Origin of the sequence: Vreelandella hamiltonii (assembly GCF_014651795.1) — a bacterium.
GTDB classification, from domain to species: Bacteria; Pseudomonadota; Gammaproteobacteria; order Pseudomonadales; family Halomonadaceae; genus Vreelandella; species Vreelandella hamiltonii.
Map to the genome: position 1 here is coordinate 24606 of NZ_BMXO01000016.1, position 15795 is coordinate 40400.

At 57.4% G+C, this 15795-nt stretch carries 14 protein-coding genes; 11 read left to right on the forward strand and 3 right to left on the reverse strand.

What is annotated here, in order from left to right; all coding sequences use genetic code 11:
* Nucleotides 1–24: 24 nt before the first annotated feature.
* The gene (gene pheT, locus IE061_RS14730) at nt 25–2406 is read left to right on the forward strand and encodes a phenylalanine--tRNA ligase subunit beta (protein WP_144984621.1); all 2382 of its coding nucleotides are present in this window, start codon (nt 25–27) and stop codon (nt 2404–2406) included.
* 79 nt (nt 2407–2485) lie between these two features.
* Nucleotides 2486–2803, forward strand: a complete 318-nt coding sequence (locus IE061_RS14735; RefSeq protein WP_039181832.1) for an integration host factor subunit alpha — start codon at nt 2486–2488, stop codon at nt 2801–2803.
* A gap of 70 nt (nt 2804–2873) precedes the next feature.
* On the opposite strand, the gene IE061_RS14740 is transcribed toward IE061_RS14735, so the two are convergent.
* On the reverse strand, nt 2874–3080 hold the full coding sequence (locus IE061_RS14740; protein WP_039181829.1) for a DUF2788 domain-containing protein: 207 nt from the start codon (nt 3078–3080) through the stop codon (nt 2874–2876).
* Between the two features lie 140 nt (nt 3081–3220).
* Here IE061_RS14740 and IE061_RS14745 point away from each other — a divergent pair, with 140 nt between their 5' ends.
* The 8 genes from IE061_RS14745 (at nt 3221) to IE061_RS14780 (ending at nt 12602) form a co-directional block, all read left to right on the forward strand.
* Nucleotides 3221–3682, forward strand: a complete 462-nt coding sequence (locus IE061_RS14745) for a flavodoxin domain-containing protein (RefSeq protein ID WP_039181827.1) — start codon at nt 3221–3223, stop codon at nt 3680–3682.
* Between the two features lie 2 nt (nt 3683–3684).
* Nucleotides 3685–4053, forward strand: a complete 369-nt coding sequence (locus IE061_RS14750) for a hypothetical protein (protein ID WP_096922926.1) — start codon at nt 3685–3687, stop codon at nt 4051–4053.
* 174 nt (nt 4054–4227) lie between these two features.
* On the forward strand, nt 4228–5580 hold the full coding sequence (gene tig, locus IE061_RS14755) for a trigger factor (protein ID WP_193461923.1): 1353 nt from the start codon (nt 4228–4230) through the stop codon (nt 5578–5580).
* 66 nt (nt 5581–5646) lie between these two features.
* A complete protein-coding gene (gene clpP, locus IE061_RS14760; RefSeq protein WP_016913935.1) occupies nt 5647–6264 on the forward strand; it encodes an ATP-dependent Clp endopeptidase proteolytic subunit ClpP in 618 nt (205 codons plus the stop codon).
* Between the two features lie 73 nt (nt 6265–6337).
* The gene (gene clpX / locus IE061_RS14765) at nt 6338–7618 is read left to right on the forward strand and encodes an ATP-dependent Clp protease ATP-binding subunit ClpX (RefSeq protein WP_039181818.1); all 1281 of its coding nucleotides are present in this window, start codon (nt 6338–6340) and stop codon (nt 7616–7618) included.
* 163 nt (nt 7619–7781) lie between these two features.
* Nucleotides 7782–10208: an endopeptidase La gene (gene lon / locus IE061_RS14770; RefSeq protein ID WP_193461924.1), complete on the forward strand. Its 2427-nt coding sequence runs from the start codon at nt 7782–7784 to the stop codon at nt 10206–10208.
* 192 nt (nt 10209–10400) lie between these two features.
* A complete protein-coding gene (locus tag IE061_RS14775; protein WP_009724302.1) occupies nt 10401–10673 on the forward strand; it encodes an HU family DNA-binding protein in 273 nt (90 codons plus the stop codon).
* Nucleotides 10674–10784: 111 nt separating this feature from the next.
* Nucleotides 10785–12602, forward strand: a complete 1818-nt coding sequence (locus tag IE061_RS14780) for a SurA N-terminal domain-containing protein (RefSeq protein ID WP_193461925.1) — start codon at nt 10785–10787, stop codon at nt 12600–12602.
* A 50-nt stretch (nt 12603–12652) separates the two neighbouring features.
* On the opposite strand, the gene IE061_RS14785 is transcribed toward IE061_RS14780, so the two are convergent.
* Together IE061_RS14785 and IE061_RS14790 are read right to left on the reverse strand one after the other, a co-directional pair.
* Nucleotides 12653–13444 carry a UDP-2,3-diacylglucosamine diphosphatase gene (locus IE061_RS14785; protein WP_039181807.1) on the reverse strand — a complete coding sequence of 264 codons (792 nt, stop codon included), beginning with the start codon at nt 13442–13444 and terminating at the stop codon, nt 12653–12655.
* 14 nt (nt 13445–13458) lie between these two features.
* The gene (locus IE061_RS14790) at nt 13459–13959 is read right to left on the reverse strand and encodes a peptidylprolyl isomerase (protein ID WP_193461926.1); all 501 of its coding nucleotides are present in this window, start codon (nt 13957–13959) and stop codon (nt 13459–13461) included.
* Between the two features lie 156 nt (nt 13960–14115).
* Here IE061_RS14790 and IE061_RS14795 point away from each other — a divergent pair, with 156 nt between their 5' ends.
* Entirely contained in the window at nt 14116–15795 is a 1680-nt protein-coding gene (locus IE061_RS14795) for a glutamine--tRNA ligase/YqeY domain fusion protein (protein WP_039181804.1), read from the forward strand.

Genomic DNA, 15795 nt, shown 5'->3' on the forward strand with positions numbered 1-15795 from the left:
CTGCTGCTTACGACGGGAAAAATTATGAAGTTTTCAGAACAGTGGCTGCGTGAATGGGTTGCTCCGCAGTTGGATGCGCAAGCCATTGCCGATCAGATCACCATGGCAGGGCTCGAAGTCGACGCGGTCGAGGCCGTTGCTGCAGCTTTCAGTGGTGTCGTCGTTGCCGAAGTGTTGAGTAAAGAGAAACACCCGGATGCCGACAAGCTCAATGTGTGCACCGTGGATGACGGTACCGGCGCGCCCGTCCAGGTGGTGTGTGGTGCCGCCAACGTGGCAGTCGGTCAGAAAATTCCTTTTGCCCAGGTGGGCGGAGTGCTGCCGGGCGACTTCAAGATCAAGAAAGCCAAGCTGCGTGGTGTCGAATCCAATGGCATGATCTGCTCGGCATCCGAGCTGGGTTTGGAGGAGGAAACCTCGCCAGGCATTCTGGTACTCTCCGAGGCAGCTCCGGTCGGCGTCAGCTTCCGCGAGTACATGCAGTTGGACGACATGACCATCGAGGTCGATCTGACGCCTAACCGCGGTGATTGCCTGAGCATCAAAGGGTTGGCGCGCGAAGTGGGCGTGCTGAACAGACTGCCTGTCAGCGGCCCGCAGATTACGCCGGTGCCCGCCACGATCGACGATACTTTCCCTGTGCGCGTGGACGCCGCAGAGCAGTGCCCCCGCTATCTGGGTCGTGTCATCAAGGGTGTCGACGTACAAGTGGAAACGCCGCTATGGATGGTGGAGCGGCTGCGCCGCAGTGGCGTGCGCTCGATCGACCCGGTCGTCGATGTCACCAACTACGTCATGCTCGAGCTGGGTCAGCCGCTGCATGCCTTTGACCGCGACAACCTTCACGGCAGTATTTGTGTGCGCATGGCGCAGTCGTCAGAGCGACTGACCTTGCTGGACGGCCAGGACGTAGCGCTTCGTCAGGATACGCTGTTGATTACTGATGAGCGTGGGCCCCTGGCCATGGCTGGTGTCATGGGAGGGGAAAACTCTGGCGTCAGCGAGAAAACGCACACCATTTTCCTGGAGTCTGCATTTTTCGCGCCGCTAGCGATTGCGGGCAAGGCTCGCTCTTATGGCCTTCATACGGATGCCTCGCACCGCTACGAGCGTGGGGTGGACCCTGAGTTGGCCAGTAGCGCGATCGAACGGGCGACCCAATTGCTGCTGGAGATCTGTGGTGGTCAGGCTGGGCCGGTTACGGAAGCTGTTCACCAGCAGGCAATACCTGCACCGAAGACCATCATGCTGCGTGAAGCACGACTCGAAGCAGCGCTTTCCAAGCAGCTGCCAGGTGATGAGGTGAGCGATATCCTCGAGCGTCTGGGGCTGCAAGTGGAGCGCTTGGCGGAGGGTTGGAAGGTCAAGGCAGCCAGCTGGCGTTTCGACATTGCCATCGAAGAGGACCTCATCGAAGAGGTCGCCCGTGTGCATGGTTACAACAATCTGCCCGTCCGCCGACCAGCCGCTCGCCTGGCGCTGCGTCCTGCCAACGAGTCGACCCTGACGCTGGCGCGTCTGCGTAACCAGCTGGTGGCTCGTGGTTACCAGGAAGCGGTGACGTATAGCTTCGTGGCGCCAGACCTTCAGGCGGCACTGCTGCCCGACGCCGTATCACCCGTATTGGCCAACCCGATTTCGGCGGATCTGTCCGTCATGCGAGCCAGTCTGTTTCCGGGGCTGGTGAGGGCGCTGGAGCACAACCTCAATCGCCAGCAGTCGCGCGTTCGTCTCTTCGAGACGGGCCTGGTGTTCAATGGCCCGCTGGACGATCTTTCTCAAGTACCCATGATGGGGGCGCTGGTGTGCGGAGGTCGTGAAGCAGAAGGCTGGAGTGGCGGTAAGGCAGCCGTCGATTTCTATGATCTCAAGGGCGACCTTGAGAGTGTGCTGGCACTGGGGGGGGCTGCAGAAGATTGGCGCTTCGAACCTGGCGAGCACTCGGCTTTGCATCCGGGGCAGACGGCCAAGGTGCTGCATAAAGGGAAGCCGGTTGGCTGGATTGGAACGCTGCATCCTCAGGTGCGTGCCAAATTGGGCCTGAAAGTGGATGCCGTGCTGTTCGAAGTGCGACTGGATGCTCTGAGTCAAGGAGCAGTTCCCGCCTTTGAACCACTTTCCCGCTATCCAGAAGTGCGCCGCGATCTGGCGTTCACGGTCAAGGAAGAGACGCCAGTGCAGGCGCTGCTCGACTGTGCGAAGTCTCAGGCGGGAGAAAGCTTGAAAGACATCAAGCTGTTTGATGTCTATGCTGGTAAGGGCGTTGCCGAAGGTCACAAGAGCATTGCGCTGGGCTTGACCTGGCAACACGCATCGCGCACGCTAAATGATGAAGAAATCAACCAGTTGGTTGATGCCATTGTGACTACCGTGCGTACCGAGCTGAACGCTGATCTGCGCGGTTGATGACGCCATGCCATGACATGACGCTTACCACGATCCTGGCAGTGCGTTTGCTACACCGTTTGCTACATGGAGGAGCCTTATGGGTGCGTTGACCAAAGCAGAGCTAGCAGAGCATTTACATAGCGAGCTGGCGCTGTCAAAACGAGAAGCAAAAGCGATGGTCGAAGCTTTTTTCGAAGAGATTCGCGCTTGCTTACGTGAAAACGAGCAAGTGAAGCTGTCAGGATTTGGTAATTTCGACCTGCGCGACAAGCGTGAGCGTCCAGGGCGCAACCCCAAGACCGGAGAGGAAATTCCGATTTCGGCGCGCCGAGTAGTGACCTTCAGGCCTGGTCAGAAGCTCAAGCAGCAGGTAGAGCGGTATGCGAGCGAAAGTGGTCTTGGCAAGCCGGATTAGCCTTGACCACCCATGTCGAAAAGGAGTGCTGGAAAGCACTCCTTTTTTTATGGCTGAAAGATTAGAAAGGCTACAGGCCTCTCCCTTCGATCAACCAGGTGATGATGACTTTGATGATGTAACCCATCATGCCTGCGCCGAGTACGACGAACAGCATGATCGTGCCGAATTTGCCTGCATTCGACTTTTTGGCCAAATCCCAAATGATGAAGCACATGAACACGATCAAGCCGCCGATCATGATAGGGGTGATCCATGTCTCAAAGGCTTGCTGCATAAGCGCTCCTGCAGATAGAAGATGTAAGAGTAGAAGGAAGAAGGGCGTGCGCAACGTGCGCGGCTTTTGCCAGTCGTGTTAATATTTGACCAAATTCATCAGGTATTTGTCGACTGAACATTGTGAACTGGGAGTAAGCAATGCCAAAGATGACGATTGTGGTGGGCACCATGTATGGCGGTGCCCTTGACGTAGCCGAGCAGGTCAAGCCGCTGTTCGAGAAGGCGGGATATGCCGTAGTGGTGTCTGAACAGCCAACGTTGACAGACGTGAGTGGAGATAATGACCTGACGCTGTTTTGCTTGTCGACCACCGGTAGTGGCGACTTTCCTGGCAATATCGTACCGTTCGTGCGCAGCCTGAAAGACCAGTCACCTTCGCTCACCGGTCTTCGTTACGGACTGATCGCGCTCGGCGACAGCTCCTATGGCGATACGTTCTGCGGTGCCGGCCGTGCACTGGACGAGCTGCTGACATCGTTGGGTGCTCAGCGTCTCGGGGAACGGTTGGAAGTCGATGCCATGGAGACCTTCATGGCCGATGATGCTGCAGTGCCGTGGGTGGAAGAGTGGATCGTGGCTCAGCAGTTGAAGGTGGCGTAACCATGCAGTCAGCGGCTCACTCTCCTGAACGGGTAAGCATTGCCATTGGCCTGTGCGTGGTCATGTTGTCTGCTTTGCCGCGCTATCTGGCGGGCGGGCATGAGACTCGTCAAACGCTGATCGTCATGGCCCTGGTGCTGGTGGCAGGGGCGGCTGCGGTGCAGTGGAAGATGCTTCCCGTCGAGGCTCGTCAGCGGTTGCCAGCGCTGCTCAAGCGCCTTAGTGTCATGATGTTGTTGGGCGCCATCATCATGGGTGGTTGGCATGCGCTGTTCACGGCGTGGATCAGTTGGCAGGAATTCATCTCCCACGCGGCCACCTGTGGGCTACTGTTGCATGCCGTCACACTTTGGTGGCGTTCGCGCGCTTGAAGTCGTGCAAGCATTGGAATGCGCCTGTTTTTGATGCCCGAACCCTTGAAATTGGGGGGCTAGCCCCCATCTTGCGAGCATGGCGCTTGCCTCCTTGCGTCAGGGTTCTTAAAATCGCCCTCTTGAATCAATTTTACGTAATCAACCCAACGCCCAGCCGCTAGAGGACAATTCATGCAAGTTTCCGTCGAGACGACCTCCCAGATCGAACGCCGTATCACTATTCAAGTGCCGGCAGCAGAAATCGATGGGGCCGTCAGCGCTCGCTTGAAAGAGACTGCGAAAAACGTTCGCCTGAACGGTTTTCGCCAAGGCCGGGTGCCGATGGCCGTTGTTAACCAGCGTTACGGCGACAGCGTGCGCAATGAAGTGGTTGGCGAAGTCATGCGCGAGCGTTACGTGCGCGCCATCACCGAAGAAGGCCTCAATCCTGCTGGCTTCCCGCAGATCGAGCCCAAGGTAAACCAGGCGGGCAAAGATCTCGAGTTCGTCGCGATCATGGAAATCTACCCGCAGGTCGAGCTGGCCTCCATCGAAGGTACTGAAGTAGAGCGTCCGGTCGTCGCCGTCAATGATGCCGATGTCGACGAGATGATCGATACCCTGCGCAAGCAAAACGCTGCCTGGGAAGAAGTCGACGCCGCTGCTGCCTCTGGCGATCAGGTCACCATCGATTTTCAGGGCTTCCTGGGCGATGAGCCTTTCGAAGGCGGCAGTGCTGAAGGCCACGCGTTGGTCATCGGATCGAACAGCTTCATTCCTGGTTTCGAAGATCAGCTGATCGGTGCCAAGGCGGGTGAAGAGAAAACGATTTCCGTCACCTTCCCGGCAGATTACCAGGCCGAGCATCTGGCAGGTCAGGAAGCGACTTTCAAGGTCACTGTCCACAAGGTCAGCAGCCAGAAGCTGCCGGAAGTGGATGCGGCGTTCATCGAGCGTTTTGGCGTTGAAGGCGGCGACGAAAACCAGTTCCGCGCTGAAATCAAGAAGAACATGACCCGTGAAGCGGCACAAGCCGTGGATAACCGTGTCAAGCAGCAGGTGCTGGATGCGCTGAAGAAAGCCAACGACATCCCCGTGCCGAGCGCGCTGGTGCAGCAGGAAACCGACGCCATGAAGCGTCAGGCAGCTCAGCAATTCGGTCTGGGTGAAGACTTCGACGTCAGCCAACTGCCCAATGAGCTGTTTGCCGACCAGGCCAAGAGCCGCGTGCAGGTAGGCTTGCTGCTGGCGGAAGTCATCAAATCCAACGAGCTGGATGCCGATGATGCCGCCATCAAGGCGAAGGTGGAAGAGCTGGCTGAGCAGTATCAAGACCCCTCGGAAGTCGTCGAGTACTACATGGGTAACGAGCAGCTCAAAACCCAGGTGAAGTCTGCCATCCTCGAAGAGAAGGCGGTCGAGAAACTGCTGGAGCAAACGAACGTCAAAGACGTTGAAATGTCTTATCAGCAGGCACTGGCAGCCGCCCAGCAGCAGGCTGAGCAAGATGAGACCGCTGAAGAAAGCGAGCAGGCGAGCGCCTGATCTCATCGAGTCGCGCACCTGTTCTCAGGTGCGCTTTTCCCTTACCGGACGCAAGGAATCACCCGAATGAGTGAGTTTGATATTCAAAACGCCGGCGGTTTAGTGCCCATGGTGGTGGAGCAAAGCGCCAAAGGGGAAAGAGCCTACGACATCTACTCGCGCCTGTTGAAAGAGCGCGTCATTTTTCTGGTGGGTCCTGTGGAAGACTACATGGCCAACCTGGTGGTCGCTCAGCTGCTGTTTCTGGAGTCTGAGAACCCCGACAAAGATATTCATCTGTACATCAATTCGCCTGGCGGTTCGGTCACGGCTGGCATGTCGATTTATGACACCATGCAGTTCATCAAGCCGGACGTCTCCACGGTGTGTATTGGTCAAGCGGCCAGCATGGGCGCCTTGCTGCTGACGGCGGGTGCTGCTGGCAAGCGCTACTGTCTGCCCAATTCGCGCGTCATGATCCACCAGCCGTTGGGCGGTTATCAGGGTCAGGCGTCGGATATCGAGATTCATACCCGTGAAATTCTCGGTATTCGTGAGAAGCTGAACCAGATTCTGGCCCATCATACGGGTCAAGATATCGAAACGGTGGCCCGTGATACCGACCGTGATAACTTCATGAGCGCCAATAAAGCAAAAGAGTATGGCTTGATTGACGCAGTGCTGGATAAGCGTCCTACATCCTGATAGCGTAGTAGGATTCTGCTTTTCTAAGAGCTTTTCAGGCGGCTCTGGCCGCCTTAGTGACAGAGGTACGCGAATGGCCGACGGCAAAGGCAAGGACGAAGGTGGCAAGCTGCTGTACTGCTCGTTTTGCGGTAAAAACCAGAACGAAGTACGCAAGCTGATTGCTGGCCCGTCCGTTTATATCTGCGATGAGTGTGTCGACTTGTGTAATGACATCATTCGCGAGGAAGTTCTCGAAGCCGATGCCGAGAGCGATGAGGAGCGTTTACCCACGCCCCGCGAAATACGTCATACATTGGACGATTACGTCATCGGGCAAGACCGCGCCAAGATGGTGCTGTCCGTAGCGGTATACAACCACTACAAGCGTCTCAAATCAGAGGTGCGCGAAGGCGACGTGGAGCTGGGTAAATCCAACATTCTCCTGATTGGTCCTACCGGTAGCGGCAAAACGCTGCTGGCGGAAACCATGGCGCGGCTATTGAATGTACCCTTCACGATTGCAGACGCCACTACGCTGACAGAAGCGGGCTATGTGGGTGAGGATGTCGAAAACATCATCCAGAAACTGCTTCAGAAGTGTGATTACGATGTAGAGAAAGCCGAGCGTGGCATTGTCTATATCGATGAGATCGACAAGATTTCTCGCAAGTCGGATAACCCCTCGATTACTCGTGATGTATCGGGTGAGGGTGTTCAGCAGGCGCTGCTCAAGCTCATCGAAGGAACGACGGCGTCCGTGCCTCCCCAAGGTGGGCGCAAGCATCCCCAGCAGGAGTTCGTACAGGTCAATACGGCCAACATCCTGTTCATCGTTGGTGGTGCTTTTGCCGGACTGGACAAAGTCATCCGTGATCGCGCTGAAAAAGGTGGTATCGGTTTCAATGCCAGCGTGAAAAGCAAGGAGTCCAGTCGGGGCGTGGGTGAGCTGTTGGCCGACGTCGAGCCCGAGGATCTGGTGAAATTTGGCCTGATTCCCGAGTTCGTGGGTCGTTTGCCTGTCATCGCCACGTTGACCGAGCTCACCGAAGATGCCTTGGTGCAGATTCTCACGGAGCCCAAGAACTCGCTGGTCAAGCAGTACGCCAAGCTGTTCGAGATGGAAGACGTGGAGCTGGAGTTCAGGGATGAGGCACTGCGTGCCGTGGCTGCCAAAGCCATGGAGCGCAAGACCGGAGCTCGTGGTTTGCGCTCGATTCTGGAGTCCGTGCTGCTGGATACCATGTACGAAATCCCTTCATTGGAAGGCGTCAGCAAAGTGGTCATCGAAGGTTCGGTGATTGCCGGCGAAAGCGAGCCACTGCTGATCTACTCCCAGCAAGAGGCTGCCCGCGTTGACGGCACCGATGGTTAACCGCCCGGGTTTCCGCGCGGTCTCATGACCACCGCATGCGCCAATCCAAGGGGTCGCCTAGGCGGCCCCTTGTTGTTCATACGTCTTGTATCATGAGCTGCTTGGCAAAGTATCCGGCTTGAATGCCGTTCAAGTACTCATCCGAAATTGAGGAACGTCTGCGATGCAGCAGAACGCCGATCAGACACAATGTCTACCCCTGTTGCCGCTGCGGGATGTGGTCGTGTACCCGCAGATGGTCATTCCGCTTTTCGTGGGTCGCGAAAAATCCATTCAAGCGCTTGAAGCCGCGATGGAAGCGGACAAACGTGTATTGCTGGTGGCTCAGCGTGAAGCGTCTCAAGATGAGCCGGACAATACGGATTTGTATGCCATGGGCACCGTGGCAGACATCATGCAGCTACTCAAATTGCCTGATGGCACGGTGAAAGTGCTGATCGAAGGCAGCTTTCGTGCGGATGTCGTCCGTATCGAGGAGAACGAGGCCGGTTACACCCAGGCCCATCTTCTGCCCCGCGACAGTGAGCCTCTGACCAGTCGTGAGCAGGAGGCGCTGGTGCGCGTGCTGCTCAATCAGTTCGAGCAATACGTCAAACTGTCGAAAAAAGTGCCCAATGAAGTGCTCAACTCTCTGTCGGGTATAGAAGATCCCAGCCGTTTGGTAGACACCATCTGTGCGCACTTGTCATTGAAGATCGGTGACAAGCAGGATCTGCTCGAAATGGACCGCGTGCGTGATCGTATCGAGCACCTGATGGCGCTGATCGAATCAGAAATCGACTTGCTGCAGGTCGAAAAGCGCATCCGCTCCCGGGTCAAGGAGCAGATGGAAAAGACCCAGCGCGAGTACTACCTGAACGAGCAGATGAAGGCCATCCAGAAAGAGATGGGTGAGCTGGACAATGTGCCCAATGAGGCCGAGAAGTATGAGCGTGCCATTCAAGAATCGGGTATGCCGAAAGAAGCCTCCGACAAGGCAACCCAGGAGCTGAACAAGCTCAAGATGATGTCGTCGAATTCTGCCGAGGCTACCGTGGTGCGCTCCTACCTGGACTGGCTGATTGCCGTGCCCTGGAAAAAGCGCACTCGTATCAAGCATGACCTGGTCAAAGCGCAAGAAGTGCTCGATCAAGACCATTATGGTCTGGAAGAGGTCAAGGCGCGCATTCTCGAATATCTTGCGGTGCAAAAGCGCGTTCGCAAGATGCGTGGTCCGGTACTGTGTCTGGTTGGCCCACCTGGCGTTGGCAAGACCTCTCTGGGGCAGTCCATCGCCAAGGCGACCAACCGCAAGTACGTGCGTCTGGCGCTGGGCGGCGTGAGGGACGAGTCCGAGATTCGCGGCCATCGCCGGACATACATTGGCTCTCTGCCTGGCAAGTTGATGCAGCGCATGAGCCGGGCAGGGGTCAAAAACCCGCTGTTCCTGCTGGACGAAGTAGACAAACTGGGCATGGACCATCGCGGTGATCCGGCCTCAGCGCTGCTGGAAGTGCTGGACCCAGAGCAGAACAACAGCTTCAGCGATCACTATCTGGAGCTGGACTACGATCTTTCCGAGACGTTGTTCATCTGTACGGCCAACTCGATGAACATTCCCGGGCCACTGCTGGATCGTATGGAAATCATTCGTCTGCCGGGCTACACGGAAGACGAGAAGCTGGCCATTGCCAAACGCTACCTGCTGCCCAAACAGTTGGAGGCCAATGGCCTGAAAGACGAAGAGCTGGCGTTGGAAGACGATGCCTTGCTAGAGCTGGTGCGCTACTACACCCGCGAGGCGGGAGTGCGCGAGCTGGAGCGCCAGATCGCCAAGGTGTGCCGTAAAGTGCTGCGCGAAAGGCTGGAAGCGGAGCGTACTTCGGGCACCAAAGCCGGGAGCCAGCTGCAGGCGAAACAGGTACTCCTGGCCGACGATATCGAGACCTACGCTGGCGTGCGTCGCTACAGCTACGGTCTGGCCGAACAAGAGGACCAGGTAGGGCGCGTGACGGGGCTTGCCTGGACCTCGGTAGGCGGTGAGCTGCTCAATATCGAGTCCGTCGTGACGCCTGGCAAAGGGCGTCTGCACAAGACCGGTTCACTGGGCGACGTCATGAAAGAGTCGGTCAGTGCGGCACAGACCGTGGTCAAATCACGGGCCGTTGCTTATGGTATCGATCCTCAGCGCTTTGAGAATGAAGATCTGCATATCCATGTGCCCGAAGGCGCGACGCCCAAGGACGGACCTAGTGCGGGTATCGCCATGGTCACTGCCATCGTGTCGGCCTATTCACTGCGTCCGGTTCGCTGTGACGTGGCCATGACCGGAGAGGTCAATCTTCGCGGTGAGGTACTGCCCATCGGGGGATTGAAGGAGAAATTGCTGGCAGCTCGCCGCGGTGGTATAAAGATCGTCCTGATCCCTGAGGAAAATCGCCGAGATCTCAAGGAAGTGCCGGATAATATCAAAGGAGCACTTGATATTCGTCCCGTACGATGGATAGATGACGTATTGGCCGTTGCGTTAGCCGAATCGGTGGACGACAAGGCCGCGTTGAAAGCAGCGGATAAGTCGTTCAGTACCAATGCTGTTGCAAGCACCCATTAAGTGTTAAAGCAGTCCTGCTTTAATTTTGCTTAATAAATTTGCCCAATGCCTTGAGCGACGGGCATTTCACGGCACGGTTGCTTGACAGGTGTTTCAAGGCATTGCTATAAAACGCAGCTATGCTTTGAGGTTGTTGCACTCGGTGACCGTGCCGTTCAGAGCCATTTTTTTGAAACAGTCAAGGGGTGAAGTGTGAATAAGTCCGAGCTGATTGAAGCTATTGCCGCATCTGCTGATATTCCGAAAGCAGCGGCAACCCGCGCATTGGATGCCATGGTGGAGTCTGTCACCGATAGCCTCAAAAAAGGCGAAAGCGTTTCTTTAGTAGGTTTTGGTACTTTCGCCATCAAAGAACGTGCCGCCCGTACGGGTCGCAACCCTCAGACGGGTCAGCCGATCGAAATCAGCGCTGCCAAAGTGCCCAGCTTCAAAGCCGGTAAAGCGCTGAAAGACGCCGTCAACTAATTGGCTCGCGTTTGCTGTAAGCTAATGGGCGCATCGCATCCGCGATGCGCCCATGTTCTTTTCTGGCCCGATGGTTTGGGCGATAAATGGCTTTGATGATCTGAGGCTAGCATGCTGCAAAGTATTCGAGATGGCTCCAGAAGCTGGGGTGCCAAGATAATCATTGGTGTCATGGTCGCGGCCATGGCGCTTTTTGGTGTGGAGTCGCTGTTCAGTGTCTTTGGTAGCGACCCCAATGAAGTGGCGAGCGTCAACGGCGAGCCCATCGTGCGTCAGCAGGTGGAGCTCGAAGTGCAGCGTGCGCTGCGTTCTGGGCAAGTGCCTCCTGAGCAGGAGCGGGCACTGCGCAACGATATGCTCGACCAGCTCATCACTCAGTCTTTACTGCGTCAGTATGCTGAGGACGGCGGTTTTTACGTCTCCGACGCTCAGCTTGACCAGATGATCGTGACACTGCCTGAGTTTCATGATCAGGATGGGCGCTTTTCTGCAGAAATGTTCCGGAATCGTCTGGCAGGAGCGGGTTACACGCCGCTCTCGTTCCGTGAAGAGCTGCGGATGGATATCAAGCGTCAGCAACTGCAGCAGGGCTTGGCTTTCAGTGACTTCAGCTTGGCCAATGAAGAGCAGCGTCTGGCAGACCTGCAAGGCCAGCAGCGAGATTTTCGCTACGTGATGCTGGATGCCAATGATGCTGCTTATGAAGTAGAGGTCACCGAGGAGCAGATGCAGGCCTACTATGACGCCAACCAGGAACGCTTCGAGCGCCCGGAACAGGTGCGCGTCGAGTACGTGGTGATCGACCGCCAGGCCATGGCTGAAGATATTGCTGTGGACGAGAGCGAACTCCGCGCTGCCTGGAGTGAGCAGAATCGCGATGCCGACCGTCGTGTTTCCCATATAATGGTGACCTTTGGTTCCGAGCGTGGCCGTGAAGAGGCCCAGCAGCTGGCCAATGAGGCGCTGGCTGACCTGAACAGTGGTGAGAGTTTCGCCGACACCGCCGTGCGTTTTTCGGACGACACCGCCAGTGCCGAGCAGGGTGGTGATCTGGGCGTGATCAGTCGCGGCTTCTTTGGCGATGCCTTCGATGACGCAGCGTTTGCCCTTGGGGTCGGTGAGACGTCCCAGGTCGTCGAAATGGACGGTGCTTTCCATATCCTGCAGGTTACCGAGCTGGATGCGCCTTCTTTCGAAGAGCAGCGTGACCGTTTGGCCCAGGAAGTGGCGCTGCGTGAGGTCAATGATGACTTCAATCGTCAGGTGCAGCGTCTGATCGATGAGAGCTTCGCGGCAGACGATCTGCAGTCCGTTGCGGATGACCTCGGCCTGACGCTCAACGAGAGCGACTGGTTGGCGCGTGGGGAAGGTGAAGGAGCGCTTTCCGAGCCGGGCGTGCTGGATGAGGCGTTCAGCGCTGACGTGCTGGGTGAAGGTTACAATAGCGAGGTCATCGAGCTGGACAGTGACCGTCGCCTGGTGCTTCGCGTGGCCGAGCATCGTGACGCGACGCTCTTGCCTCTTGACGACGTGCGTGATGAGGTAGAACAGGCCGTAGCGGCCCAGCAGCGCCAGCAGGCCTTGCAGGAAGAGGCCAATGAGATGATTGCGGCTCTGCGCGACGGTCAAGCCTTGGAGCTGGACTGGATGAGTGCGTCCAGCATCACCCGTCAATCGGACAGCACTTTGCCGCAAACGCTGATCCGTGAAGTGTTCCGTATGCCACACCCTGAAGAGGGCGACAGCGTTTACCGTGCCGTGGCCTTGCCTCAGGGCGTTGCCGTCGTTGCATTGGACAGTGTCAACGAAGGGCAGGTCGACGAGCAGATGAATGCTTTCGTGTCACAAATGGCCGAACAGCTGCGGGCTCAGGCGATCATTCAAGGATTGATCGATGACCTGCGCAGTGATGCCAGGATAGAGCGCTAAAACGAAAAAGCCGAACCATGTGATCGGCTTTTTCATGACGGGGCCTGTGCTTAGTGCGATTCGCCGTCGACCCCAGGCGGCTGGGTCAGCGAGAACTGGCGCAGTACGGGCTCCGGGTGGCGCTCGCTCGAGTGCTCCACGACAATGTCCCAGCCGTGCGTCTCGTCCCAGTCGCCCAGCACGAAGCGCTTGGCAGGTACGTCTTCGACGGTGAGGTCATGGACCTTGGGGCGATGGGTGTGGCCATGGATCATGATGTTCACCCCATGGCGCTGCATCGTGGCCACGACTTCTGCGTGGGTCACATCCATGATGGCCTCGGCCTTGTTGGCGTTGGCATCCCCAGACTGCATACGCAGGCTCTTGGCCAACTCTAGCCGCTGCTCCAGCGGCATGGCCAGGATCTGCGCCTGCCACTCAGGGTGGCGAGACTGGGCGCGAAACGCCATGTAGGCCTCATCTTTGGTGCACAGGCTGTCACCGTGCAGAATGACGGCGGCTACGCCCTGCAATTCCACTTGCTCACTGTCGGGCAGCAGGGTGGCCTGACAGGCGTTGATGAAGCGTTCGCCGATCAGAAAGTCCCGATTGCCGTGGATGAAAAAAATGGACGTGCCCGCATCGCTCAGTGCCCGCAGACGCTTGATCACCTCATGGGCCACCCCGCTGAGGGGGTGAGGCGTATCCAGCAAGTCGTCTCCGATCCAGGCGTCGAACAGGTCGCCCAGAATGTAAAGATCCTCGGCCCCTTTGGCGGTATGCTCCAGGTAACGATAAAACCCCTGATTGAGCTCAGGGGTGTCGTTACTCAAATGCATGTCAGCGATCAGCAGCGTACGCATAAGACTCCCGACGGTTATTCCGCATCCTTCAGGTAGGCGCGCTCGATGACCACGTCTTCGGCGGGTACGTCTGCGTGCATGCCACGGCGCGTGGTGCTCACGGCCTTGATGGAGTTGACCACGTCCATGCCGTCCACTACTTCACCAAATACCGCGTAACCCCAGCCTTGCAGGCTTTTGCCGCTGTGGTTCAGGAAGCTGTTGTTACCGACGTTGATGAAAAACTGGGCGGTGGCAGAGTGGGGGTCCTGGGTACGGGCCATGGCCAGCGTGCCGATGGTGTTCTGCAGACCGTTGTCGGCTTCGTTTTCGATGGGGTCGCGTGTCGGCTTCTGGTTGAACTCCTGGTCGAAGCCGCCCCCTTGAATCATGAAACCATCGATGACCCGGTGGAACAGCGTGCCGTCGTAAAAGCCATCGCGCACGTATTGCTCGAAATTGGCTGCGGTGGCAGGCGCTTTTTCGTGATTGAGAGCAATAGTGATGTCACCGTGGTTCGTCTGTAATACGATCATGGATAAATTCCTGTTCAATAAAGGCGTTCGCCTTGGCGCTGTGCATCGGCGTCACGTTATAATAGCGGTTTTGCTCGGCACCGCGAAGCGCTAACCCGTTTAGCATAGGCATCGGTTGCCCGGCACGCCATCCACGATGAGGTTATCAACACCACCATGACCAACGAGACCACCCCAGCGCCGAACTTCATTCGCAACCAAGTACGCGACGAGATAGCGGGCGGCCAGGTCACCAAAATTGTGACGCGCTTCCCTCCGGAGCCCAACGGCTTCCTGCATATCGGCCATGCCAAGTCGATCTGCCTGAATTTCGGGCTCGCCGAGCAGTTGGGTGGTGAGTGTCATCTGCGGTTCGACGACACCAACCCGGCGAAGGAAGAGCAGGCGTATATCGATGCCATCAAGGAAGACGTCAGTTGGCTGGGCTTCGAGTGGGCAGGCCCCGTACGCTTTGCCTCCGACTATTTCGAGCAGCTCTATGCCTGGGCACAGCACCTGATCCGCGAAGGGAAAGCCTATGTCGACGACCTCTCTCCCGATGAGATCCGGGAGTATCGCGGTACCTTGACCGAACCCGGCAAGCCCAGCCCTTACCGGGAGCGCAGCGTCGAAGAGAATCTCGATCTGCTGGAGCGTATGCGCAAGGGCGAGTTTGCCGAAGGCGAGAAAGTGCTGCGCGCCAAAATCGACATGGCGTCGCCCAACATCAATCTTCGCGACCCCATTCTGTACCGTATTCGTCACGCCCATCATCACCAGACCGGTGACGCCTGGAAGATCTATCCTTCCTACGACTTCACCCACGGCCAGTCGGATGCCATCGAAGGGATCACCCACTCCATCTGTACCCTGGAGTTCGAAGACCATCGTCCGCTGTACGAATGGTTCCTGAACAATCTGCCGGTGCCCGCCAAACCCCGCCAGATCGAGTTTGCGCGGCTGAACCTCGACTACACGCTGACCTCCAAGCGCAAGCTCAAGCTGCTGGTGGATGAGCAGATCGTGGATGGCTGGGACGACCCACGCATGCCGACCATCTCGGGCATGCGCCGCCGCGGCTATACCCCGGCTTCGATCCGCAAATTCTGTGAAATGATCGGCGTGACCCGTTCGGATGGCGGCCTGGTGGACATTGCCATGCTGACCCATGCCATTCGTTCGGATCTGGAAGACAACGCCCCCCGCGCCATGTGTGTGCTGAAGCCGCTGAAAGTGGTGTTGACCAACGTGCCGGAAGACCACGAAGAGGTCTACGAAGTGCCGGGCCACCCCGCCCGTGACGACATGCCGATGCGCAAGGTGCCGTTTGGTCGCGAGCTGTACATCGACCAGGACGACTTCATGGAGGATGCGCCGAAGAAGTTCTTCCGACTGGCCCCTGGCAAGGAAGTGCGTCTGCGCAATAGCTACGTGATCCGCTGCGATGAAGTGGTCAAGAACGACGCTGGCGAGATCCAGGAGCTGCACTGCTCGGTGGATTTCGACACCCTGGGCAAAAATCCGGAAGGCCGCAAGGTCAAGGGCGTCATTCACTGGGTCAGCGCCGCCCACGGTGTGCCGATGGAAGTACGCCTCTATGACAACCTGTTCATGGTCGAGCAGCCGGATCGCGACAAGGATGTGGATTTCCTCGAGCACCTGAATCCCGAGTCGCTGGTCACCTGCCAGGCCATCGGTGAGCCAAGCCTGGCCAGCGCCGCGCCGGAAGATCGTTTCCAGTTCGAGCGGATGGGCTATTTCTGCGCCGACCGCCACGCCTCCAGTGCAGAGCATCTGGTGTTCAACCGCACCGTGGGCTTGAAAGATAGCTGGGCGAAAATCAAACAGAAGGGTTAA